Origin of the sequence: Pseudomonas yamanorum, from assembly GCF_013386765.1 — a bacterium.
Lineage (GTDB): Bacteria > Pseudomonadota > Gammaproteobacteria > Pseudomonadales > Pseudomonadaceae > Aquipseudomonas > Aquipseudomonas yamanorum_A.
The window spans coordinates 520,864-541,696 of record NZ_JACARE010000003.1 but is presented as its reverse complement, the minus strand read 5'-3'; the positions used below and the strand labels follow the sequence as shown (position 1 = coordinate 541,696).

21 protein-coding genes and 1 pseudogene are annotated in these 20,833 nt (G+C 62.3%); 13 read left to right on the top strand and 9 right to left on the bottom strand.

Annotation, left to right across the window (positions count from 1 at the left end; genetic code table 11):
- Window positions 1-226: 226 nt before the first annotated feature.
- Window positions 227-619, bottom strand: a complete 393-nt coding sequence (locus tag HX875_RS03020) for a hypothetical protein (protein WP_177041506.1) — start codon at window positions 617-619, stop codon at window positions 227-229.
- An 83-nt stretch (window positions 620-702) separates the two neighbouring features.
- Between HX875_RS03020 and HX875_RS03015 the strand changes: the two genes are divergently transcribed.
- The 3 genes from HX875_RS03015 to HX875_RS03005 all read left to right on the top strand — a co-directional run bounded on the left by HX875_RS03015 (window position 703) and on the right by HX875_RS03005 (window position 3,271).
- Complete coding sequence (locus tag HX875_RS03015; RefSeq protein ID WP_177041505.1) at window positions 703-1,053, top strand: MerR family transcriptional regulator; 351 nt, start codon at window positions 703-705, stop codon at window positions 1,051-1,053.
- Between the two features lie 26 nt (window positions 1,054-1,079).
- Complete coding sequence (locus HX875_RS03010; protein ID WP_177041503.1) at window positions 1,080-1,766, top strand: SDR family oxidoreductase; 687 nt, start codon at window positions 1,080-1,082, stop codon at window positions 1,764-1,766.
- A 146-nt stretch (window positions 1,767-1,912) separates the two neighbouring features.
- Window positions 1,913-3,271 (top strand): 8-oxoguanine deaminase, encoded by a 1,359-nt coding sequence (locus HX875_RS03005; protein ID WP_177041501.1) that lies wholly within the window; start codon window positions 1,913-1,915, stop codon window positions 3,269-3,271.
- Window positions 3,272-3,403: 132 nt separating this feature from the next.
- Here the strand turns inward: HX875_RS03005 and HX875_RS03000 are convergent, their stop codons facing one another.
- Window positions 3,404-4,492: a calcium:proton antiporter gene (locus HX875_RS03000; RefSeq protein ID WP_177041499.1), complete on the bottom strand. Its 1,089-nt coding sequence runs from the start codon at window positions 4,490-4,492 to the stop codon at window positions 3,404-3,406.
- 194 nt (window positions 4,493-4,686) lie between these two features.
- Between HX875_RS03000 and HX875_RS02995 the strand changes: the two genes are divergently transcribed.
- Entirely contained in the window at window positions 4,687-5,640 is a 954-nt protein-coding gene (locus HX875_RS02995; protein ID WP_071486209.1) for an adenosine deaminase, read from the top strand.
- On the opposite strand, the gene HX875_RS02990 is transcribed toward HX875_RS02995, so the two are convergent.
- Both HX875_RS02990 and HX875_RS02985 read right to left on the bottom strand, forming a co-directional pair.
- The gene (locus HX875_RS02990; RefSeq protein WP_177041497.1) at window positions 5,637-6,329 is read right to left on the bottom strand and encodes an ArsR/SmtB family transcription factor; all 693 of its coding nucleotides are present in this window, start codon (window positions 6,327-6,329) and stop codon (window positions 5,637-5,639) included. The genes HX875_RS02995 and HX875_RS02990 overlap by 4 nt on opposite strands.
- Window positions 6,330-6,466: 137 nt before the next feature.
- On the bottom strand, window positions 6,467-7,396 hold the full coding sequence (locus tag HX875_RS02985) for a LysR family transcriptional regulator (protein WP_177041494.1): 930 nt from the start codon (window positions 7,394-7,396) through the stop codon (window positions 6,467-6,469).
- 117 nt (window positions 7,397-7,513) lie between these two features.
- Between HX875_RS02985 and HX875_RS02980 the strand changes: the two genes are divergently transcribed.
- The 3 genes from HX875_RS02980 to HX875_RS02970 all read left to right on the top strand — a co-directional run bounded on the left by HX875_RS02980 (window position 7,514) and on the right by HX875_RS02970 (window position 9,176).
- A complete protein-coding gene (locus HX875_RS02980) occupies window positions 7,514-7,807 on the top strand; it encodes a putative quinol monooxygenase (protein ID WP_177041492.1) in 294 nt (97 codons plus the stop codon).
- Window positions 7,808-7,834: 27 nt separating this feature from the next.
- Window positions 7,835-8,848 carry a zinc-binding alcohol dehydrogenase family protein gene (locus tag HX875_RS02975; RefSeq protein WP_177041490.1) on the top strand — a complete coding sequence of 338 codons (1,014 nt, stop codon included), beginning with the start codon at window positions 7,835-7,837 and terminating at the stop codon, window positions 8,846-8,848.
- A 148-nt stretch (window positions 8,849-8,996) separates the two neighbouring features.
- The gene (locus HX875_RS02970; protein WP_177041489.1) at window positions 8,997-9,176 is read left to right on the top strand and encodes a hypothetical protein; all 180 of its coding nucleotides are present in this window, start codon (window positions 8,997-8,999) and stop codon (window positions 9,174-9,176) included.
- A 6-nt stretch (window positions 9,177-9,182) separates the two neighbouring features.
- On the opposite strand, the gene HX875_RS02965 is transcribed toward HX875_RS02970, so the two are convergent.
- Window positions 9,183-10,376, bottom strand: coding sequence for a multidrug effflux MFS transporter (locus HX875_RS02965; protein ID WP_177041487.1), 1,194 nt, complete (start codon window positions 10,374-10,376; stop codon window positions 9,183-9,185).
- Window positions 10,377-10,462: 86 nt separating this feature from the next.
- Window positions 10,463-10,663: a heavy-metal-associated domain-containing protein gene (locus tag HX875_RS02960; protein WP_177041485.1), complete on the bottom strand. Its 201-nt coding sequence runs from the start codon at window positions 10,661-10,663 to the stop codon at window positions 10,463-10,465.
- A 147-nt stretch (window positions 10,664-10,810) separates the two neighbouring features.
- On the opposite strand from HX875_RS02960, the gene HX875_RS02955 reads away from it, so the two are divergent.
- From HX875_RS02955 to cueR, 3 genes are all read left to right on the top strand, one after another.
- Entirely contained in the window at window positions 10,811-11,191 is a 381-nt protein-coding gene (locus tag HX875_RS02955; RefSeq protein ID WP_003211148.1) for a hypothetical protein, read from the top strand.
- Window positions 11,192-11,267: 76 nt separating this feature from the next.
- Window positions 11,268-13,469, top strand: coding sequence for a heavy metal translocating P-type ATPase (locus HX875_RS02950; RefSeq protein WP_177041483.1), 2,202 nt, complete (start codon window positions 11,268-11,270; stop codon window positions 13,467-13,469).
- The gene (cueR, locus tag HX875_RS02945; protein WP_177041481.1) at window positions 13,466-13,867 is read left to right on the top strand and encodes a Cu(I)-responsive transcriptional regulator; all 402 of its coding nucleotides are present in this window, start codon (window positions 13,466-13,468) and stop codon (window positions 13,865-13,867) included. The genes HX875_RS02950 and cueR overlap by 4 nt, the downstream gene beginning before the upstream one ends.
- A 173-nt stretch (window positions 13,868-14,040) precedes the next feature.
- On the opposite strand, the gene HX875_RS02940 is transcribed toward cueR, so the two are convergent.
- The 3 genes and pseudogenes from HX875_RS02940 to HX875_RS02935 all read right to left on the bottom strand — a co-directional run bounded on the left by HX875_RS02940 (window position 14,041) and on the right by HX875_RS02935 (window position 16,484).
- Window positions 14,041-14,940 carry a PA4780 family RIO1-like protein kinase gene (locus HX875_RS02940; RefSeq protein ID WP_010174098.1) on the bottom strand — a complete coding sequence of 300 codons (900 nt, stop codon included), beginning with the start codon at window positions 14,938-14,940 and terminating at the stop codon, window positions 14,041-14,043.
- Between the two features lie 121 nt (window positions 14,941-15,061).
- Window positions 15,062-15,166 (bottom strand): annotated as a pseudogene (locus HX875_RS33055) (outer membrane lipoprotein carrier protein LolA); the annotation flags it as partial.
- Between the two features lie 40 nt (window positions 15,167-15,206).
- Window positions 15,207-16,484: an acetyl-CoA C-acetyltransferase gene (locus tag HX875_RS02935; protein ID WP_177041480.1), complete on the bottom strand. Its 1,278-nt coding sequence runs from the start codon at window positions 16,482-16,484 to the stop codon at window positions 15,207-15,209.
- Between the two features lie 114 nt (window positions 16,485-16,598).
- On the opposite strand from HX875_RS02935, the gene HX875_RS02930 reads away from it, so the two are divergent.
- The 3 genes from HX875_RS02930 (at window position 16,599) to HX875_RS02920 (ending at window position 20,726) form a co-directional block, all read left to right on the top strand.
- Window positions 16,599-17,951, top strand: a complete 1,353-nt coding sequence (locus tag HX875_RS02930; RefSeq protein ID WP_177041478.1) for a 3-oxoacyl-ACP reductase — start codon at window positions 16,599-16,601, stop codon at window positions 17,949-17,951.
- A 2-nt stretch (window positions 17,952-17,953) separates the two neighbouring features.
- Entirely contained in the window at window positions 17,954-18,802 is an 849-nt protein-coding gene (locus HX875_RS02925; RefSeq protein WP_177041476.1) for a MaoC family dehydratase, read from the top strand.
- 292 nt (window positions 18,803-19,094) lie between these two features.
- A complete protein-coding gene (locus HX875_RS02920; protein ID WP_177041474.1) occupies window positions 19,095-20,726 on the top strand; it encodes a collagen-like triple helix repeat-containing protein in 1,632 nt (543 codons plus the stop codon).
- The last annotated feature ends 107 nt before the right edge of the window (window positions 20,727-20,833 follow it).

Sequence of the window (20,833 nt, the reverse complement as noted above, 5' to 3'; positions counted from 1 at the left end):
TTCAGGCGGTTGTTCAGTTTTTGCTCAGGCGACCACACTAAAGTATTAATCCGGCTCAAAAACAGTCAGTTAGGCGGGTTATGTCCTTTAGAACAAAGGGCCTCAGCGCTTATATCCACCGATCACGCTTGCGCACAATTACTGTGGAGCAACCTGTGGATAACCCGTGCAAGAGTGACCCGGCGTCAGAGCCTGCAACGCCCCGGCACAATTGAGCGTTTTTTGATCAATTTTCTGTCCGACGTACCGGTATCAACTGCGCCACCGCCCACAGCACTTCAAACACCACGACGATCACCAACACCGTACTTGCGCCATGGGCCAGCGCGTAAATCTGCCAGGTCGCAAACAACACCCGGCCAGCCGCGTCATAGCGACCAAAAATCGCTTGAGGATCGCGGATTCGCAGCACCGACCACACACAGACAATCGAGCCCATCAGGTTGGCCATCAACATATGCACAGGCGCGAACGGCGGCAGTTCGCCCGGCAGGTTCAACGCCACCAGGGCGTTATGCAGCAAAACAAAAGTCCAGGGGGTAACCAGCGCCGCGGTGACAATCAGGTCATACCAGCCGCTGGCCCTGACCAGTCGACGGTATTGGTGGGCAGTCCACATGAAAGCAAGCTCCTTCAATTCAAGAAGCCAGCAAGGTAAAGCCTGGAGTATGCTCCAAGGTCAAGCCCTCTCGAGCCCTCTACATGCGTATCGGCGAATTAGCCCAGGCCAGCCAGGTCAGCCGCGACACCCTGCGCTTCTACGAGCAACGCGGCTTGATTGCCTCACAACGCAGCGCCAACGGTTACCGCGACTATCCCGCCGATATGGTGCAACTGGTGCTGTACATCAAGACCGCCCAGCGCCTGGGCTTCAGCCTCAGCGAAATCGGCAACAGCGTCGGCGCATTATGGCAAGCTCCAGACCCCGACAGCGCCGTCACCCAACTGCTGCAAGACAAGCTCAACCTGATCGAAACCCGCATCACCGAACTCGACCAACTGCGCCAGGAGTTGCAGCAAAGACTCGGCCAGCGTTGTCCACTGAACCCGTGAACCTCCACCGTCAAAGGAAGCCATTCATGTCTACTTCAAAAACCGCACTGATTATCGGCGCCTCCCGGGGCCTGGGCCTTGGCCTGGTCAAGCAACTGCTGGCAGACGGCTGGGACGTGACCGCCACCGTGCGCGACCCGCAAAAAGCCGATGCCTTGAAGGCCCTGGGCCCGGTGCAGATCGAAAAGCTCGACATGGATGACCAGCAGGCAGTGATCGCCCTGAACCAGCGTCTCAAGGCAAAAACCTTCGACCTGCTGTTCGTCAACGCCGGCGTCAAAGGCCCGGCCAATCAGGAACCGGGCCACGCCACCCAGGCGGAAGTCGGCCAACTGTTTTTCACCAATGCCGTGGCGCCGATCAACCTGGCCCAGCGTTTTGTCGGGCAGCTGCGCCCCGACACCGGCGTACTGGCCTTCATGAGTTCGATCCTGGGCAGCGTCACCATCCCCGACGGCTCGGACCTGGCCCTGTACAAAGCCAGCAAGGCCGCCCTCAACTCCATGACCAACAGTTTCGTCACCCAACTGGGCGATCAGAAACTCACCGTGCTGTCGTTGCATCCGGGCTGGGTGAAAACCGACATGGGCGGCGAAAACGCGCACATCGACGTGGCCACCAGCGTGCGCGGCCTGCTCGACCAGGTAAATGCCTACAGCGGCAAGGGCGGCCATCACTTTGTGGACTACAAGGGCGACACCATCGCCTGGTAAAAAAACCGCGATCGTTATCGGCCGATTGCCGTCGATAACGATCCACACGTAAACTGCGCACCTCGCCCTTCCCGGCGACCCTGGATCAGCAGACAGGGCAACACTGAGCTGGCAAACCTGAACCCATCATTCAGAGGAGCCGGCCAATGCCTGCGACCCGTATCTGGTTAAAAAACCCCCTCGCGATTTTCACTGCCAATGGCCTCGACGCCCGTGGCGGCCTGGTGCTGCAAGACGGTGTCATCGTCGAAGTGCTGGGCTGGGGACGTGAACCCGCCGTGCCCTGTGGACAAGTGTTCGATGCCCGCGAGCATGTGGTGCTTCCGGGGCTGATCAACACCCACCATCACTTCTACCAAACCCTGACCCGCGCCTGGGCACCGGTGGTTAACCAGCCGCTGTTTCCCTGGCTGAAAACCCTGTACCCGGTCTGGGCCCGGCTCACCCCGGAAAAGCTCGCCCTCGCGTCCAAAGTCGCCCTCGCTGAATTGCTGCTCTCGGGCTGCACCACCGCGGCAGACCACCACTACCTGTTCCCCGACGGCCTGGAACAGGCGATCGACGTGCAAGTCGACAGCGTGCGCGAACTGGGCATGCGCGCCATGCTCACCCGCGGCTCCATGAGCCTGGGCGAAGCCGACGGCGGGCTGCCACCCCAGCAAACCGTGCAACAGGGCGAAGTGATCCTGGAAGACAGTCGCCGCCTGATCCGCCAGTACCACGAACGCGGCGACGGCGCGCAAATCCAGATCGCCCTGGCGCCCTGCTCGCCGTTTTCCGTGACCCCGGAAATCATGGAAGCCAGCGCCGAACTGGCCAACCACCTCGACGTGCGCCTGCACACCCACCTGGCGGAAACCCTCGACGAAGAAGACTTCTGCCTGCAGCGCTTCGGCCTGCGCACCGTGGACTACCTCGACAGCGTCGGCTGGCTGGGCCCGCGCACCTGGCTGGCCCACGGCATTCACTTCAACCCGGAAGAAATCGCCCGCCTCGGCGCCGCCGGAACCGGGATCTGCCATTGCCCGAGCTCCAACATGCGCCTGGCTTCCGGCATATGCCCGACCCTCGACCTGCTCGCGGCCGGCGCGCCGATTGGCCTGGGAGTGGACGGCTCGGCATCCAATGATGCGTCGAACATGATCCTGGAAACGCGCCAGGCGTTGTACATCCAACGCCTGCGTTACGGGGCAGAGAAAATCACCCCGGAACTGGTGTTGGGTTGGGCAACAAAAGGTTCGGCGCAGTTACTTGGCCGTAGCGATATCGGTGAACTGGCCGTAGGCAAACAGGCCGACCTGGCGTTGTTCAAACTGGATGAGCTGCGCTTCTCCGGCAGCCACGACCCGATATCGGCGCTGCTGCTGTGCGGCGCCGACCGGGCGGATCGGGTGATGGTGGGCGGGAAATGGCGGGTGATCGACGGGCAGGTCGAAGGCCTGGATCTGAAAGGTTTGATTGCCGATCACAGCCAGGCGGCGCGAGCGCTGATCAGCGGGATCTGAGCCAAACACAGATCAAATGTGGGAGCCGGGCTTGCCCGCGATGCAGGCACCTCGGTCGTTCAGTTGCACCGAGGTGATGCTATCGCAGGCAAGCCAGCTCCCACCTTTGATCAGCGGTGTACTCAGGAAAGGTTACAACCCCAACAGCGACAGCATGATAAACGTCGCAAACAACACAAAATGGGTCATCCCTTCGATGGCGTTGGTTTCGCCATCGTTGAGGTTGATCGCGCTGACAATCAGCGTGATAAATACCATCACGGTCTGCACCGGCGTCATCGCCATCTGGAACGGCTGGCCGGTGTACAAGGCCATGGCCTCCATCACCGGCACCGTCAAAATCACCGTCGACAGTGACGCCCCCAGCGCGATGTTCACCACCGACTGCATGCGGTTGGCCAGGGCTGCGCGCAACGCGGTCAAAATCTCCGGGGCGGCGGAAATTGCGGCCACGACAATTGCCGTGATCACCGGCGGAGCGCCCGTGCCTTCCAGGCCCAGGTCGAGGGTCTTGGACATCACCTCGGCCAACGCGCCAATCACGATCACGCCAAATACCAGGGTCCCGATGGAAAACGCCAGGTTGATCGGCGGCGACTCTTCTTCCGGCTGTTTCTTGCGACGTTTTTCCGGGTAGCTGTAGCTGAAGAAATAACTGTGGGGCCCCACCTGCATTCGCAGAAACAGGGTGTACAGCACCACCATCGCGCCGATGGTGAAGGCCGAGTAAATTTTCCAGTCGGCCTCGGGGATAAATTCCGGCACCACCATCGACACACCCATGGCGGTCAGGATCATCACGCTGTAGGTCCGCGCCGAATCGTCATTGTAGGACTGTTCGCCGTGCTTGATCCCGCCCATCAGCGCCGCCAGGCCGAGGATGCCGTTGATGTCGAGCATCACCGCCGAGTAGATGGTGTCGCGCACCAGGGTCGGCGACGGCTCGTTGCTCATCATGATCGCCAAAATCACCACTTCCACCAGCACGGCGGCGAGGGTCAGGATCATGGTGCCGTAGGGGTCGCCGACCTTTTCCGCCAGTTGCTCGGCGTGATGGGCTACGCGCATCGAGGCCACGACGATAAAGCCGATCAGCGCCACGCCGCCGAGCAGCGCCACCATCTGCCCGCTGTGCAGCATCCAATGCTCCAGCGGGTAGGAAGCGATGGCGGCGATCAGCGCCAGCAGCATGAATTTTTCTTGCTTGATTGATGTGAGCATTACAGGCCTTTTATACGCGGCGAATCCGTCATTGATGGGGTACAGACTGCACCGCGCCGCTAACGTTTCGTTACACCTTAGTTCACGCACCGCTTGCACGACGCCAAGGGATACTCACCGCTTGGTCAGGTTTTGCCGATTATTTCGGCGTGCGCCTGTAGAATGCCGCCATTGCACCTGATGAGAATTTATAAATGTACGATTGGCTCAACGCCCTGCCCAAGGCTGAATTGCACCTGCACCTGGAAGGCTCGCTGGAGCCTGAGCTGCTGTTCGCCCTGGCTGAACGCAACAAGATCGCGCTGCCGTGGAACGACGTCGAAACCCTGCGCAAGGCCTACGCCTTCAACAACCTGCAAGAGTTTCTCGACCTGTACTACAAGGGTGCCGACGTACTGCGCACCTCCCAGGACTTCTACGACCTGACCTGGGCCTACCTGCTGCGCTGCAAGGCGCAGAACGTGATCCACACCGAACCGTTCTTCGACCCGCAGACCCACACCGACCGTGGCGTGCCCTTCGAAGTAGTGCTCAACGGTATCGCCGCCGCATTGAAAGACGGCGAGCAGCAACTGGGCATCACCAGCGGTTTGATCTTGAGTTTCCTGCGCCACTTGAGCGAAGCAGAAGCCGAGAAAACCCTCGACCAGGCGCTGCCATTCCGTGACGCGTTTGTGGCCGTGGGCCTGGACAGTTCGGAAATGGGCCACCCGCCGAGCAAGTTCCAGCGTGTGTTCGACCGTGCCCGTCACGAAGGCTTCCTGACCGTAGCCCACGCCGGTGAAGAAGGCCCGCCGGAATACATCTGGGAAGCCATCGACCTGCTGAAGATCCAGCGTATCGACCATGGCGTACGCGCCATTGAAGACGAGCGCTTGATGCAGCGAATCATCGACGAGCAAATCCCGCTGACGGTGTGCCCGCTGTCCAACACCAAACTGTGCGTGTTCGACGACATGTCCCAGCACAACATCCTCGACATGCTTGAGCGTGGGGTGAAGGTGACGGTGAACTCGGACGACCCGGCTTACTTCGGCGGCTATGTCACCGAGAACTTCCATGCGCTGTACACCTCCCTGGGCATGACCCAGGACCAGGCCAAACGCCTGGCGCAAAACAGCCTGGATGCGCGGTTGGTCAAGCCTTAACGCCCGACCGATGTGGCGAGCCGGGCAATCTCCAGTTGCCCGGCTTCGCTGACCTGTAACGCCTGGGACTCATTGATTACACTGACCCAGCCCGACTGCATGCACAGCTGCAACAGCGCGGCCCCCAACGCACCGCCCAGGTGCGGCTGCTGCTCGCTCCAATCCAAGCAATCGCACACGATCGGCTGAGCCAGTGCCTGGGTGAAAATCCCCAGCCCTGCGAGTTTGCGTGCTCCGTAAGGCGTCACGTCAAGACGCTGCTCCGCGCGTTCTACCCACCCCGCCGCCATCATCCGTTGATACACGCCTGCTGCCAGCTCTCCACCCAAATGCCCTTGGCACAGCCTCGCCCGTCGTAAAGCGGCAGGCGCAATCAGTGACTGCGAATGAGTGGGCGTGCTGCGGGCGACGCTGGCCATGGTGGTGCAGGCCAGGGCATCCACGGCGGCCCCCACATCGGCGGCGGCCACCCGAAAGAAGCGTCTGCCGCTACGGGCTTCGACCCGCAGCAACCCGCCGGCCGTCAATCGAGCAAGATGGGCATTGGCCGACGCCGCTGACAATCCCGCAAGCACAGCCAATTCATCGGAGGGTTTGGCCGCGCCGTCCATCAACGCCCACACCATCGCGGTACGTTTCGGGTCGGCCAGCAAGGTGGCGATCTGACTGATGCAAGGTGCCTGTTCCATGTGCTCATTCACTCCCTGTGAAGCATTCGTCTGCTGCGGTTGGCGCAAAAGTATAAGCGTGAAAACGCCGGGTTCCGTGCCGTCTTACAGAGCAACCAAGGACAGGAGCTGAAGGAAATTTCCTTATATCCCCGGGGTTAGGGCGTAAAGGCCGACTGCGCCGGCAACTGCGCGGTCAATGTCGCACAGCGGGCAACGAGCATTTCCCGCAGAAGATTGATCGGCTTGCTCAGTTGCGCACGATGGGCGCACAACAGGTTAAGCGGCGTGCGCTCGCCCCGCAGCTCCGGCAGGACCAGGCGCAGGCGCCCGGCCAGCACATCGGAGCTCACATCCAGCCAGGACTTGTAGGCGATACCCACCCCGGCCACCGCCCAGCGCCGCACCACATCGGCGTCGTCACTGAAGCGGTCGCCGGTCACCGTCAGGCCGACGTCGCGCTTGCCGTCGCTGAAACTCCAATGGTCGTGCACCCGGCTGCCGAGCATATACAGCAGGCAATTGTGCTGGGTCAGTTGCTCCAGATGACGGGGTTCGCCATGCCGCGCCAGATAGCTGGGAGCAGCGCACAGCACGCGGTAATTGTCCGGGGCGATGGGCAGTGCGATCAGGCTGGAATCTTCCGGTTCGCCATAACGCAGGGCGATGTCTACGGGCTGGCGGAACAGGTCGGCAATCCGGTCGCCCAACAGCAGGCGCACACTCAACTGGGGGTACTCGCGCTGGAACTCATCGAGCCAGGGCAACAACTGGTTGCGCCCAAAGTCCGACGGTGCCGACAGTTGCAGCACCCCGCCGACCTGATCCTGGCCGCAGGCCAATAAACGCCGGCCTTCATCCAGGCTACTCAAGGCCGCGCGGGCGTACTCCAGAAAGCCTTCGCCCTCGGCCGTCAGGCGCAGGCTGCGGGTGGAGCGCGCCAGCAAACGCGTGCCCAACTGCTGCTCGATGCGCTTCAACGCCGCGCTGGCCACCGCCGCCGACATGTCCATGACCCGCGCCGCCGCCGAAAGGCTGCCCAGGTCTGCCGCGCGCACAAACAACTGCAAGTCATCAAAACGCAGCACGCTGACCGTCCATTATCAAAAAAACATTGAAAGAGACTGCTCTTTTAGCGGGTTTTATCTTCGAGAGAAATAGCCAATCATCTGTCCATCCCGTTCATCACGTGTTTGGAGTCGAATATGTCCGCTGCCTTTAACGTCATCGCCACGCTGATCGCCAAACCCGGCCAACAAGCCACTCTGGAAACCCTGCTGCGCGAGCTGCTGGAACCGACCCGCGTCGAAGCCGGCTGCCAGCAGTACGACCTGCACCAGGACCTGCAACACCCCGAGACCTTCTACATGCTCGAGCGCTGGAGCGACGACGCGGCGCTGGCCTACCACGACCAGAGCGCCCATATCCAGAACTTCCGCGCCAAGGCTGCCGACGTGCTCGAACATTTCGAACTCAAGCGCCTGAAATTTCTTGCCTGATCAACCGACCCTTTTTTGGAAACCATCATGAAAGCTATCGCCTACTACGCCGCATTGCCCATCAACGATCCAAAATCCCTGCAAGACATCGAACTGCCAGAACCCGTGGCCGGCCCCCGCGACCTGCTGGTGGAAGTCAAAGCCATCTCGGTGAACCCGGTGGACACCAAAGTGCGCCAGAACGTCGCCCCGGAAAACGGTGCGGCCAAAGTGCTGGGCTGGGACGTGGCCGGTGTGGTCAAGGCCGTAGGCAGCGAAGTCAGCCTGTTCAAGGTCGGTGACAAGGTGTTCTACGCCGGCTCCCTGGTACGCCCGGGCGGCAACAGCGAACTGCACACCGTGGATGAGCGCATCGTTGGCCATATGCCAAAAACCCTGGGGTTCGCCGACGCCGCCGCCCTGCCGCTGACCGCCATCACCGCCTGGGAGTTGCTGTTCGAACGCCTGCAAGTACGTGAAGGCCAGGCCGATGAAGGCCAGAGCCTCTTGATCGTCGGTGCGTCCGGTGGTGTGGGATCGATCCTGACCCAACTGGCGAAACAGCTCACCGGCCTGAAAGTCATCGGCACCGCCTCCCGGCCTGAAACCCAGGCATGGGCCAAAGACCTGGGTGCCGACCTGGTGATCGACCACAGCAAACCGCTGAGCGAAGAGCTGAAAAAGGCCGGCCATCCGCAGGTGAACTACGTCGCCAGCCTGACCCAGACCGACCAGCACCTGGACCAATTGGTAGAAGCGCTGATTCCCCAGGGCAAACTGGCGCTGATCGATGATCCCAAGGTGCTGGACGTGAGCAAGCTCAAGCGCAAGAGCCTGTCGCTGCATTGGGAGTTCATGTACACCCGCTCGATGTTCGAGACCAGCGACATGATCGAGCAGCACAACCTGCTCAACCGCGTGGCCGAACTGATCGACGCCGGCACCCTGAAAACCACGGTGGGCGAGCACTTTGGCGTGATCAACGCGGCCAACCTGCGCCGCGCCCACGAACTGCTGGAAAGCGGCAAGGCCAAGGGCAAGATTGTGCTGGAAGGGTTCTAAGGAGATAGATCTGTAAGTGTCGTCTGTTATTGATGTGAGTGATGGACGACACCACTAGTCAGAGACTTGATCCTTGTCACATCTGTGGACGCATTCAGGTTTATATTGGCCGCCTTTGCCACGATTCTTTTACGTGAGGAAGTCAGCAATGAAGATCCTGATAAAAGCGTTAGCAAAATCCCACGGCAACAAATGGCAAGTCCGTCTCGACCAGAACGCCTTCACCTTCCGCACCGAGGCCGAAGCCCGCGCGTTTGCCGACACCCTGCAAACCCGTATCCAGGCGCCTCACCGATTTCCCGAAAGCCAGCAGCGCTCTGCTGGCTGACCCTGCTCAATCCGCCGCTTGCAGTGCCCGTTGGCGCTGCAGGCGCCGGGTCAGCATCGCGAACGTTACCGCCAATACGCCGCACAAGCTGATGACCATCGCCATCGGCATCGCCGTACCGTCGTGCAACACACCGACCAACGACGCCGCGCCCGCCGCTACACCAAACTGAATGCAACCGAGCAACGCCGACGCGCTGCCTGCCCGTGCGCCCTGCCCGCTCATGGCGCAAGCCGAGGTGTTGGGCAAAATGCAGCCCAGGCTCGCGATGCAGATAAACAGCGGCACCAGCAGTGGCCACAAGGCGTCCGTGCGAAGAGCGGTAATTGCCAGCAACGACAGGCCCGCCGCGAGGTAGACCCACACCGTGCGCGACAGCAAGAACGCCGGGCCGCGGGAAGCCAGCAAACGTGCATTGACCTGGGCGACCAGGATGAAGCCGGCGGCGTTGGAGCCAAATACCCAGCCATAGTGCTCGGCGGGCACGCCATAGAGTTTGATAAAGACGAACGGCGAACCCGCAATGTAGGCAAACATGCCGGCAATCGAGATGCCACCGGTCAAGGCATAGCCAAGGTACACCCGGTCCGACAGCAACCGGCCGTACTGGCGCAGCGCACCCGACAGCGGCTGACGTGGTTGATTGGCGGGGAAACTTTCCGGCAACCCGACCGCTACCGCAATGGCCGCCATCACGCTGAATGCCGTCAGCGCCAGGAAGATCGACTGCCAGCCCCACACCCCGACCATCACGCCACCCGCCAGCGGCGCGAGGATCGGCGCCAGCCCGGTCACCAGCATCAGCTGGGAGAACACCTTGGCCGAACCCACCGCGTCGCATTTATCGCTGACCACCGCCCGGGAGATCACCATGCCGGCGCAGCCGCCCAGGGCCTGGACGAAACGCGCACCGATCAGCCATTCCAGGGACGGCGCATACGCACACGCAAAGGACGCCAGGGTAAACAGGGTGACACCGCTGAGCAGCGGCCCGCGCCGGCCAAAACGGTCCGCCAGCGGCCCGTAGATCAACTGGCCGATCGCCAGGCCCGTGAAGTACACGGCCAGGGTCAGTTGAATATGTTTTTCATCGGTGCCGAATGCCACGGCCATGGCCGGAAAACCCGGCAGGTAGAAGTCGATGGCCAGCGGCGCAAACGCGCTCAAGGCGCCCAAAATCAGGATTATACGAAGGTTCATCAGGCACCCAGTAGAGTCGGCAGCCCGACAGTCTAGCCGGGCATGGGTGCCTTGAACATTAAGTTAGCTCGCTAACTATCAGAAAGTCAGGCGAGTTTGACGCTGTAGCCTTCTTCGCTGATCAGGTTGATCACTTGCGCCGGCGACAGCAGCTTACTCTCCACACCGACTTCCTTGGACGCGAGGTCGACGCGCACACTGGCGGCCGGATCCTTGTCCTGCACCGCCTGGGTGACCGAGCGAACGCAGTGGCCGCAGGTCATTCCTTCAACACTGAATACTTGCATGGCATGACTCCTTTGATGAGGTTGCCCACAGTTTTGACCTTGCCACGATGGCAAGGTCAAGTTCTGTGAATATCTGCCGGGCTGGCATTCATTCGCGCCCTCGGCCAAGCTGCACCAATCCACGATGTGAACCTCGGAGAATTCGCCATGCGCTGGTCGTTTTTTGGCCTTGTCAGCCTGATGGGCTTGTTTGCCGCTGTGCCACCGGCCAGCGCGGATGAAGATTATGCGGTGCTGATCATTTCCCGGGAGCGCCTGGAGGTGCCGACCAACTGCGAGATTGGCCTGTATATCCAGGACCAATTGGCCGGACGGCTGTTCCAGGAGCAGGCCACCTCCTTCAACTTGCCGGCCGGGAATGTGTCGTTGCGCCTGAAGCTGCTGCCGGGGCAGTCCCAGGGTTGCCTGCCGGGCATGCTCGCGCCACCGGCGCAGAACATCACGTTGAAGGCCGGTGACGTGCGTAAATTGCGTATCGCACAAGGGCCGGACGGCATGTACCTGAAGCCCGCGGCATTGGAATATTGAAACATTGATCTGAAGCCTTGACCTTCCCCACAGGTCAAGGTTGATCCTAGGGGCAATCTCTCCTGGAGTACTGCCCATGAACGGATCCACCACCTTCGACCTGCCCATCAGCGGCATGACCTGCGCCAGCTGCGCCGGGCGGGTTGAACGGGCACTGGGCAAAGTGCCCGGGGTGCAAAGTGTCAGCGTCAACCTGGCCAACGAACGCGCCCACATTGAAGTGCTCGGCCAAATGGACCCCAGCGTCCTGATCGCCGCCGTCGACAAGGCCGGCTACACCGCCACCCTGCCCCAAAGCGAAACCGCCACCCAGGCCAGCCAGGAACAACGCCTGAGCCATGAACGCTGGGCGCTGCTGCTGGCGATCCTGCTCGCCGCGCCATTGGTGCTGCCGATGCTGGTGCAGCCGTTCGGCCTGCACTGGATGCTCCCGGCCTGGGTCCAGTTCGCCCTGGCTACTCCGGTGCAGTTCATCTTCGGTGCGCGTTTCTATATCGCCGCCTGGAAAGCCGTGCGCGCCGGAGCCGGCAATATGGACCTGCTGGTGGCCATCGGTACCAGCGCCGGTTACGGCCTGAGTATTTATGAATGGCTCACCGCAACCGCAGGCAATATGCCGCATCTGTATTTCGAAGCCTCGGCGGTGGTGATCGCCCTGGTGCTGCTCGGCAAATATTTGGAAAGCCGCGCCAAACGCCAGACCGCCAGCGCCATCCGCGCCCTGGAAGCCTTGCGTCCGGAGCGGGCGATCCAGGTGATCGATGGCCGCGAGCACGACGTCGCCATCACCGCCCTCAAGCTGAACGACCTGGTGCTGGTCAAACCCGGCGAACGCTTCCCGGTGGACGGTGAAGTGGTCGAAGGCCAAAGCCACGCCGACGAAGCGCTGATCAGCGGTGAAAGCCTGCCGGTGCCAAAACAACCCGGAGACGCCGTTACAGGCGGCGCCATCAACGGCGAAGGCCGGCTGCTGGTGCGCACCTTGGCCCTTGGTGCAGAAAGCGTACTGGCACGGATCATCCGCCTGGTGGAAGACGCCCAGGCCGCCAAGGCACCGATCCAGAAACTGGTGGATAAAGTCAGCCAGGTGTTCGTGCCGGTGGTGCTGGTGCTGGCCTTGGCCACGCTGGTGGGCTGGTGGTTGTATGGCGCACCGCTGGAAGTCGCGCTGATCAACGCCGTTACCGTATTGGTGATCGCCTGCCCTTGCGCCCTTGGGCTGGCCACGCCCACCGCCATCATGGCCGGCACCGGCGTCGCGGCTCGCCACGGGATCCTGATCAAGGACGCCGAAGCCCTGGAGCGCGCCCATGAAGTCAGCGCCGTGGTGTTCGACAAGACCGGCACCCTGACCTCCGGCGCGCCGAAAATCGCCCACCTGGCGGCCGTCGATGGCAACGAAGCGGCGCTGCTGCAACAGGCCGGCGCGCTGCAACGGGGCAGTGAACATCCGCTGGCCAAGGCGGTGCTGGATGCTTGCGCCGAGCGAGGCTTGAACGTGGCGGATGTCAGCGCCAGCCAGTCGCTGACCGGGCGCGGCATTGCCGGCACCCTAGACGGTCGGCCACTGGCCCTGGGCAATCGTCGCCTGCTGGAAGAAACCGGCTTGAGCACCGGCGACCTCGCCGACTCGGCCAGCGCCTGGGAGGCCGAGGGCCGCACCTTGTCCTGGCTGATCGAGCAAGGCCCGCAGCCTCGGGTGCTGGGCTTGTTTGCCTTCGGCGACACCCTCAAACCGGGCGCCCTGCAAGCGATACAGGCACTCAAGGCCCGGCATATCAGCAGCCACCTGCTGACCGGCGATAACCGTGGCAGCGCCCGCGTGGTCGCCCAAGCCCTGGGCATCGACGACGTGCACGCCGAAGTGCTGCCCGCCGACAAGGCCGCCACCGTCGCCGAACTGAAAAAGACCGGTGTGGTGGCGATGGTCGGCGACGGCATCAACGACGCGCCCGCCCTCGCGGCGGCCGACATCGGCATCGCCATGGGCGGTGGCACCGACGTGGCCATGCACGCGGCCGGCATCACGCTGATGCGCGGCGACCCACGGCTGGTGCCCGCCGCCCTGGAAATCAGCCGCAAGACCTACGCTAAAATTCGACAGAACCTGTTCTGGGCCTTTGTGTATAACTTGATCGGCATTCCGCTGGCCGCATTCGGCCTGCTCAACCCGGTCATGGCCGGCGCAGCCATGGCCCTGTCCAGCGTCAGCGTGGTGAGTAACGCGCTGCTGTTGAAAACCTGGAAACCCAAGGATCTGGAGGACAAGCGTCCATGAACATTGGCCAAGCAGCACGCCAAAGCGGCCTGAGCGCCAAGATGATTCGTTACTACGAGTCCATCGGCCTGTTGAAAGCGGCCCATCGCACCGACAGCGGCTACCGCGTTTATGGCGCCGATGACTTGCACACCCTGGCGTTTATCAAGCGGTCTCGGGACCTGGGGTTTTCCCTGGAGGAAGTCGGCAAGCTGCTGACGCTGTGGCAGGACCGCGGGCGCGCGAGTGCCGACGTCAAGGCATTGGCCCGCCAGCATATCGACGAGTTGAACCAGAAGATTCGCGAGTTGGGGCAGTTGCGGGATACGTTGCAGGACCTGGTGGAGCACTGCCAGGGCGATCACCGGCCGGACTGTCCGATTCTCAAGGAGTTGGCGTCGGGCAGTTGTTGCGCCTGACAATTTAGCTGACGGCACACAAACGAAATGTGGGAGCAGACCTTTGTGGGAGCCGGGCTTGCCCGCGATGCAGGCACCTCGGTGTGTCAGTCACACCGCGGTGATGCTATCGCGGGCAAGCCCGGCTCCCACACAAGCCCGCTCCCACAATTGGATATCCACTCGCCGTGGGATCACTGCATCCAGGGCGGCGGCGGCGGCTCTTCCGATGCCTTGCTCGGAGGCGCATCGTCGGCCGCGCGAATCGCCTGGCGACGCTCTTCATCGAGCCGCGCCGCTTCGATCTCGCGGATAACCCCGCCAACATCAGCCAACTCTTCCGGCTCGTCGAACTCGCCGGTCAAGACACTGGCCGGGTGCAGAGTGCCGGCTTCATACAGCGCCCACATCTCCTTGGCGTACTTGGTCTTCTTCAACTCCGGGGCAAACCGCCCGAAGTAGGAAGCCATGTTGCCCACATCCCGCTCCAGCATGCTGAACGCGTGGTTGTTGCCCGCCGCATCCACCGCCTGGGGCAGGTCGATGATCACCGGGCCAGTCGGCGTCAGCAGCACGTTGAACTCGGAAAGGTCACCGTGCACCAGGCCGGTACACAACATCAGCACGATCTGGGTAATCAGGAAGGCGTGGTATTCGCGGGCCTGGTCCGGGTCCAGCGTCACGTCGTTAAGACGGGGCGCGGCGTCGCCGTATTCATCGGCTACCAGTTCCATCAGCAGCACGCCTTCAAGGAAGTCGTACGGCTTGGGCACGCGAACGCCCGCGCCGGCCAGACGAAACAGCGCCGCTACCTCGGCGTTCTGCCAGGCGTCTTCGGTTTCTTTCTTGCCGAACTTGGAGCCCTTGGCCATGGCCCGGGCCTGGCGGCTGTTGCGGACCTTGCGGCCTTCCTGGTATTCGGACGCCTGACGAAAACTTCGTTTATTCGCCTCCTTGTAGACCTTGGCGCAACGTAACTCGTTGCCGCAGCGCACCACGTAAACAGCTGCTTCTTTACCACTCATGAGTGGGCGCAGCACCTCGTCGACCAGACCGTCCTCGATCAGGGGTTCAATGCGTTTAGGAGTCTTCATCAGCTTTTATTGTGGGTCCTTTATTACCAAACACGCGTATGGCACTCGTTATACGGCAATCCTCTCGCCGCGGGGAGAGGGTACCGACCTTTGACCGCTTAAGAATGCATCCAATATGCCAGATTAAGCTGCAATCCCCTGTAGGAGCGAGCTTGCTCGCGAAAAACCCGAGGGCGCCGCGTTGATTCAGGATGCCAGCGTCATCGTTAACGACCTTCGCGAGCAAGCTCGCTCCTACAGGGGTTGTTGTTCATCAATAGTACAATTCAGCGCTCAATAATCGCCGTGACGCCCTGGCCCCCGGCGGCGCAGATCGAGATCAGGCCCCGGCCCTTGCCCGCCGCGTCCAACAGTTTGGCCAGGTTGGCGACGATACGCCCGCCGGTGGCCGCAAACGGGTGGCCGGCGGCCAGTGAACTGCCCTTGACGTTCAACCGACTGCGGTCGATGGACCCCAGCGGCGCGTCCAGTCCCAGGCGGGTCTTGCAGTATTGCGGGTCTTCCCAGGCCTTCAGCGTGCACAACACCTGGGCAGCGAAGGCTTCGTGGATCTCGTAGTAATCGAAGTCCTGCAACGTAAGGCCATTCCTCGCCAACAAACGTGGCACAGCGTACACCGGCGCCATCAGCAGGCCTTCGGCGCCGTTGACGAAATCCACCGCTGCCGCCTCGCCATCACGCAGATAGGCGAGGATCGGCAAACCGCGCTCCTTCGCCCAGGCTTCACTGCCCAGCAGCACCAACGAGGCGCCATCGGTCAGCGGCGTCGAGTTGCCGGCGGTGAGGGTGCCCTTTTCGCTGCGTTCGAAGGCGGGCTTGAGGCTGGCAAGTTTTTCCAGGGTCAGGTCGGGGCGCAGGTTGTTGTCGCGGGTCAGGCCGAGAAAGGGCGTGAGCAAATCGTTTTGCCAGCCTTCGGCGTAGGACGCGGCCATTTTCTGATGGCTTTCCAGTGCCAGCTGATCCTGCTCGGCGCGGGGAATCTGCCAGGTTTGCGCCATCAACTCGCAGTGCTGGCCCATGGATAACCCGGTGCGCGGTTCACCGTTGCGTGGCAGTTCCGGCTTGAGGTGATGGGGACGAAGTTGTAACAGGACTTTTAGTTTGTCCGCCATGGATTTGCTGCGATTGGCTTGCAGGAGGATTTTGCGCAGGCCTTCATTAACTCCGATGGGTGCGTCGGACGTGGTGTCGACACCGCCGGCAATCCCGCATTCGATCTGCCCCAGGGCGATCTTGTTCGCCACCAGCAACGCCGCTTCCAGCCCCGTGCCACAGGCCTGCTGAATATCGTAGGCCGGGGTTTGCGGCGACAGGCGCGAACCCAGCACGCACTCGCGGGTGAGGTTGAAGTCCCGGGAATGCTTGAGCACCGCCCCGGCGGCCACCTCGCCAATGCGCAGGCCGTGCAGGTTGTAGCGTTCGATCAGGCCTTCCAGGGCGGCGGTCAACATCGCCTGGTTACTCGCCGTGGCGTAAGGGCCGTTGGAGCGGGCGAAGGGGATGCGGTTACCGCCAATGATCGCTACACGGCGCAATTGAGTCATGGAAAACTCCCTGAAGGTTGTGGGGTGAGTCTTTGAGACTAGCCTAGGCTCAATCGAACGACTTTCACCTCTTGATGGTCCACCGTTTGAACCCCAGCATTCGGAGAGCGTTCCATGTCTGACCGTTATATCGACTTCGCCAACTCCAGCCTCGGCCATCGTTTGGTCGCCGCCATTGGCCTGCCGTCGCCGGTACGCCTGGAACGCTGGCAGGCCGGACGCCTGCGGCCGGTGGAAGGTGCCTTGCTGATCGGCGGAGGCCCTCTGGCGACCCACATCCTGCCGTTCGCCAACAAGCTGACCGACGCCATCTATAGCTACGGCAGCGAACCATCGGCGGCCACCCCCTGGATTCCCGGCCACGGGCCCAAGCTCAAGGCCGTGGTGTTCGACGCCAGCCAACTGCAGCACACCGATCAACTCAAGCAGCTGCGGGAATTCTTTCAGCCGCTGCTGAAAAATCTCGATCACAGCGCGCACCTGGTGATCCTGGGCCGCGCCCCGGAAAGCCTCAGCGACCCGTTTGCCGCCAGCGCCCAGCGCGCCCTTGAAGGCTTCAGCCGGTCGTTGGCCAAGGAGCTGCGCAGCGGTGGCGTCCTGCAATTGCTGTATGTGGGCGAAGGCGCCGAAGACCAGTTGGAAGGCGCGTTGCGTTTCTTCCTGTCGCCGAAAAGCGCTTATATCTCCGGCCAGGTGATTCGCCTGAACGCCTGCGCGACCCAGGTCGAGGATTGGACCCGGCCGCTCGCCGGGCGCAAGGCGCTGGTGACCGGCGCCGCCCGTGGCATTGGCGCCTCGATTGCCGAAACCCTGGCCCGTGACGGTGCCGAGGTAATTCTGCTCGACGTGCCGCCGGCCAAGGCCGACCTCGACGCCCTAGCCGCGCGCCTGGGCGCCCGCAGCATCGCCCTGGATATCTGCGCCGAAGACGCCGCCACGCAGTTGATCGAACACCTGCCGGACGGCATCGATATCGTGGTGCACAACGCTGGCATCACCCGCGACAAAACCCTGGCCAACATGACCCCGGAATATTGGGACGCGGTATTGGCGGTCAACCTCAACGCGCCGCAGGTGCTGACCAAAGCGCTGCTGGACAGCGGCACCCTGCACGACAACGGCCGCGTGGTGCTGCTGGCCTCCATCAGCGGTATCGCCGGCAATCGCGGGCAAACCAACTACGCCGCGAGCAAGGCCGGGCTGATCGGCCTGGCCCAGGCCTGGGCGCCATTGCTCAGTGAGCGCGGGATCAGCATCAACGCCGTGGCCCCGGGCTTCATCGAAACCCAGATGACCGCGCATATTCCCTTCGCCCTGCGTGAGGCCGGGCGCCGCATGAGTTCATTGGGCCAGGGCGGCTTGCCTCAGGACGTCGCTGAAGCCGTGGCGTGGCTCGGCCAGCCAGGTTCCGGCGCGGTCAGCGGGCAGGCGCTGCGGGTGTGTGGGCAAAGTCTATTGGGAGCGTAAGCATGGAGTGGCACACATCAGGCAGCACCCCGTTCCTGCCGCCGCTGTATTGGCGCGCGGCGTTCAAACGCAAGATCACGGGTACCACGTTGCCCGAGCAAGGGTTGCGCTGCCGGGTCAGCGTCAACCCCAAGGAGGTGGCCGCGTACCGCAAGGTCTGCGGGTTTGCCGAGAGCCCGGTGCTGCCGGCCACTTATCCACATATCCTGGCGTTCGGCCTGCAGATGCAATTGCTCACCGACAAGGCATTCCCGTTCCCGCTGCTGGGGTTGATTCACCTGAGCAACCGGGTCCGCATCCTGCGCCCGTTGGGCGGTATAAGTGACGTGATGGTCGGCGTCTACGCACAGAACCTGCAGCCCCATGCCAAGGGCGCGACGTTCGATATCGTGACCACGGTCGAGGATTCGCTGGGGCTGCTGTGGGAAGCCGAAAGCCGGATGCTTTGTCGCGGCGTGAAGCTTGACGGCGTGGCGGCGGATAACGCCCTGCAAGCGCCCGCCAGCGTCAGCGAGTTGACCCGCTGGAAAGCCCCCGCCGATATCGGGCGCCGCTACGCCCGGGTGTCCGGCGACTACAACCCGATCCACCTGAGCGCCCTCACCGCCAAGCTGTTCGGCTTCCCCCAGGCGATCGCCCATGGGCTGTGGAACAAGGCACGCACACTGGCCGCCCTGAGTGAGCATTTGCCTGCGGCGAATATCGAGATAGACGTCGAGTTTAAAAAGCCGGTGCGCTTGCCCAGCGAGGTAATCTTATTGGCAAGTGCCGCGGGCTCCAGCGGAGAACTTCAACTAAAGGGCGCCGCAGATATTGAGCATATGATTGGCCGCTGGCGGCCGATCGCCTGATTAATTGTATATATACACCCTAAGTTATAGCGGGCTATCGATAGCCCGCTAAGTTTATTAACTTCATGATTTTCAAGACCCTCACCCTTTTAAACTCTCCTGCGATATACCCTTGGTATTAGTCACTAAGCGGCGCTGCCCTGCCTGTATATAAATCGTTAATACCAAGTTGAGCGTTGCGAGAAAAAGCTTCCGAGACTGTTATAGCCATAACGGACGAATGTATCGCTGCCCATAGAAACAGCGAACTTCGATAACAACAAAGGCTGTACCAGGTGCAAGGATCTCAATCATGAAAACTCAAGTCGTGTTGTGGAAAGCAAGTACCGCGCTGGCCCTGATTCTGGCAGTAAGCCTCGGAGGCTGCAGCAGCGGTGGTGGCGGTCATCACAGTAGCGTTGCAGCTTCGTCTCCGGATGCCGGCGGCGGAACGGGTGGTGGTACTGGTGGCGGTACCGGCGGCGGGACAGATGGTGGTGGTACTGGCGGCGGTACCGGCGGCGGGACAGATGGTGGTGGTACTGGTGGAGGCACAGGCGGTGGCACAGGTGGCGGTACCGGTGGAGGCACCGGCGGCGGCACGGGTGGTGGTACCGGTGGCGGCACTGGCGGCGGAACAGGTGGCGGCACCGGTTCGACCACACCTCTGGTCACAGGCCAGGTAGTTGGCGCCGTCGGTGGTGTTGTCGGTAATGTCGGCACCGCAGTGGGTGACCTGGGCACAACCCTGACCACCATCCCGATTGTAGGCACTACCGCTGGCGGGCTGGTCACCGCGACAGGCACGGCCGTCAACAGCATCGGCAGCGGCCTGACCAATGGGCTGGGAACATTAGGCACCAATAGCAATGCCTTGGGCACCACCGTTGCCGGTGTGGCTGATGGCGTTGCCGACCTGGGCACTGGCGTGTCCAACACCGGCAAAACCCTGGGCACCACACTGGGCGGCATTCCCGTGGTCGGCGGTTTGACCGGCGGCGTAGGCGGTGCGGCAGGTGGCCTGGTCGATAAGGTCGGCCAAACCGTGACCATGCTCGGCGACACCTTGAGCACGGCCAGCACCACCGGGCCACTGGGCAGTGTGACCAATACGGTCGGCAAAAGCGTGCTGGTGCCCGTCGTCTCCCTGCTGGAAAACACCACCGGCAACCTCGGGAATAAAACCGGCCTGGGCAACCCGGTGGGTGGCGTCCTGGATAAAGTCGGCTCCACGGTTACCGGCCTTGGCGGCCAGGTGGCGGGCACCAACAACCCTCTGGGGACTCTCGTGGGTGGCGTGCTGACGGGCGTTGGCGGCACCCTTGATAAGTCGAGTGGCTATGTCAATCCCGCCACCACTACCCCGCAGTCGGGCCTGCCTGAACTCGTCGGCGGTCTGGTCGCCAACGTTGGCAACGGCTTGAATATCGGTAATACCAACGGCACTGTCAGTGCCGCAGGCATCACCGGCGGCGCTGTGGGTAACACTGTCGCGTCCCTCGGTACGCTGATTGGCGGCAACGGCGTGGCCAACACAGGCGCCACGGCTCCGGTCGCCGGCCTGGCAACGAATGTCGGCGCAGCCCTGAACCCAGTGACGTCCGGCGTGGCCGGCCTGACCCAAAACATCGGCACCAGCACCGGTATCGGCGCCCCGGTCAACGGTCTGGTCACTCAGGTCGGTGGTGCAGTCAGCGGCCTGGGCGCCAACCTGACGGCAGCCAATGCCAACCCGATCACTAACGCCTTGGGCGGTACCCTGAATGCCGTCGGCGGCACTGTCGGCTCGGTGGGCGGCTTGGTCACCGGTGGCACCAGCGGTAGCGGTGGCGGCCTGCTCGGTGGTTTGAATGTGGGTGCCAGCGCTTCTGCCGGCGGCACTGCAAACGCAAACACAGGCGGTGGTCTGGGCGGCTTGCTCGGTGGGCTGACTGGCAAAAAATAGAATTGCACCTGGCCATTAGACGGCCTCCCCTCCAGCGCCTACGCTTGGTTGAGACGAGAGATTCCAATGAGTCTCTCGTCTTTTTTATTGGCCAGTGAAAGGCCCTC

What these genes read in the sequence shown, in the direction of transcription:
- HX875_RS02925 (WP_177041476.1), top strand. Translation starts at nt 17,954, where the DNA reads ATGGAGTGGCACACATCAGGCAGCACCCCGTTCCTGCCGCCGCTGTAT.
- HX875_RS03015 (WP_177041505.1), top strand. Translation starts at nt 703, where the DNA reads ATGCGTATCGGCGAATTAGCCCAGGCCAGCCAGGTCAGCCGCGACACC.
- HX875_RS03010 (WP_177041503.1), top strand. Translation starts at nt 1,080, where the DNA reads ATGTCTACTTCAAAAACCGCACTGATTATCGGCGCCTCCCGGGGCCTG.
- HX875_RS03020 (WP_177041506.1), bottom strand. Translation starts at nt 619, where the DNA reads ATGTGGACTGCCCACCAATACCGTCGACTGGTCAGGGCCAGCGGCTGG.
- HX875_RS02935 (WP_177041480.1), bottom strand. Translation starts at nt 16,484, where the DNA reads ATGACTCAATTGCGCCGTGTAGCGATCATTGGCGGTAACCGCATCCCC.
- HX875_RS02970 (WP_177041489.1), top strand. Translation starts at nt 8,997, where the DNA reads ATGAAGATCCTGATAAAAGCGTTAGCAAAATCCCACGGCAACAAATGG.
- HX875_RS02930 (WP_177041478.1), top strand. Translation starts at nt 16,599, where the DNA reads ATGTCTGACCGTTATATCGACTTCGCCAACTCCAGCCTCGGCCATCGT.
- cueR (WP_177041481.1), top strand. Translation starts at nt 13,466, where the DNA reads ATGAACATTGGCCAAGCAGCACGCCAAAGCGGCCTGAGCGCCAAGATG.
- HX875_RS02960 (WP_177041485.1), bottom strand. Translation starts at nt 10,663, where the DNA reads ATGCAAGTATTCAGTGTTGAAGGAATGACCTGCGGCCACTGCGTTCGC.
- HX875_RS02920 (WP_177041474.1), top strand. Translation starts at nt 19,095, where the DNA reads ATGAAAACTCAAGTCGTGTTGTGGAAAGCAAGTACCGCGCTGGCCCTG.
- HX875_RS02965 (WP_177041487.1), bottom strand. Translation starts at nt 10,376, where the DNA reads ATGAACCTTCGTATAATCCTGATTTTGGGCGCCTTGAGCGCGTTTGCG.
- HX875_RS02990 (WP_177041497.1), bottom strand. Translation starts at nt 6,329, where the DNA reads ATGGAACAGGCACCTTGCATCAGTCAGATCGCCACCTTGCTGGCCGAC.
- HX875_RS02980 (WP_177041492.1), top strand. Translation starts at nt 7,514, where the DNA reads ATGTCCGCTGCCTTTAACGTCATCGCCACGCTGATCGCCAAACCCGGC.
- HX875_RS03000 (WP_177041499.1), bottom strand. Translation starts at nt 4,492, where the DNA reads ATGCTCACATCAATCAAGCAAGAAAAATTCATGCTGCTGGCGCTGATC.
- HX875_RS02995 (WP_071486209.1), top strand. Translation starts at nt 4,687, where the DNA reads ATGTACGATTGGCTCAACGCCCTGCCCAAGGCTGAATTGCACCTGCAC.
- HX875_RS02940 (WP_010174098.1), bottom strand. Translation starts at nt 14,940, where the DNA reads ATGAAGACTCCTAAACGCATTGAACCCCTGATCGAGGACGGTCTGGTC.
- HX875_RS02955 (WP_003211148.1), top strand. Translation starts at nt 10,811, where the DNA reads ATGCGCTGGTCGTTTTTTGGCCTTGTCAGCCTGATGGGCTTGTTTGCC.
- HX875_RS03005 (WP_177041501.1), top strand. Translation starts at nt 1,913, where the DNA reads ATGCCTGCGACCCGTATCTGGTTAAAAAACCCCCTCGCGATTTTCACT.
- HX875_RS02975 (WP_177041490.1), top strand. Translation starts at nt 7,835, where the DNA reads ATGAAAGCTATCGCCTACTACGCCGCATTGCCCATCAACGATCCAAAA.
- HX875_RS02950 (WP_177041483.1), top strand. Translation starts at nt 11,268, where the DNA reads ATGAACGGATCCACCACCTTCGACCTGCCCATCAGCGGCATGACCTGC.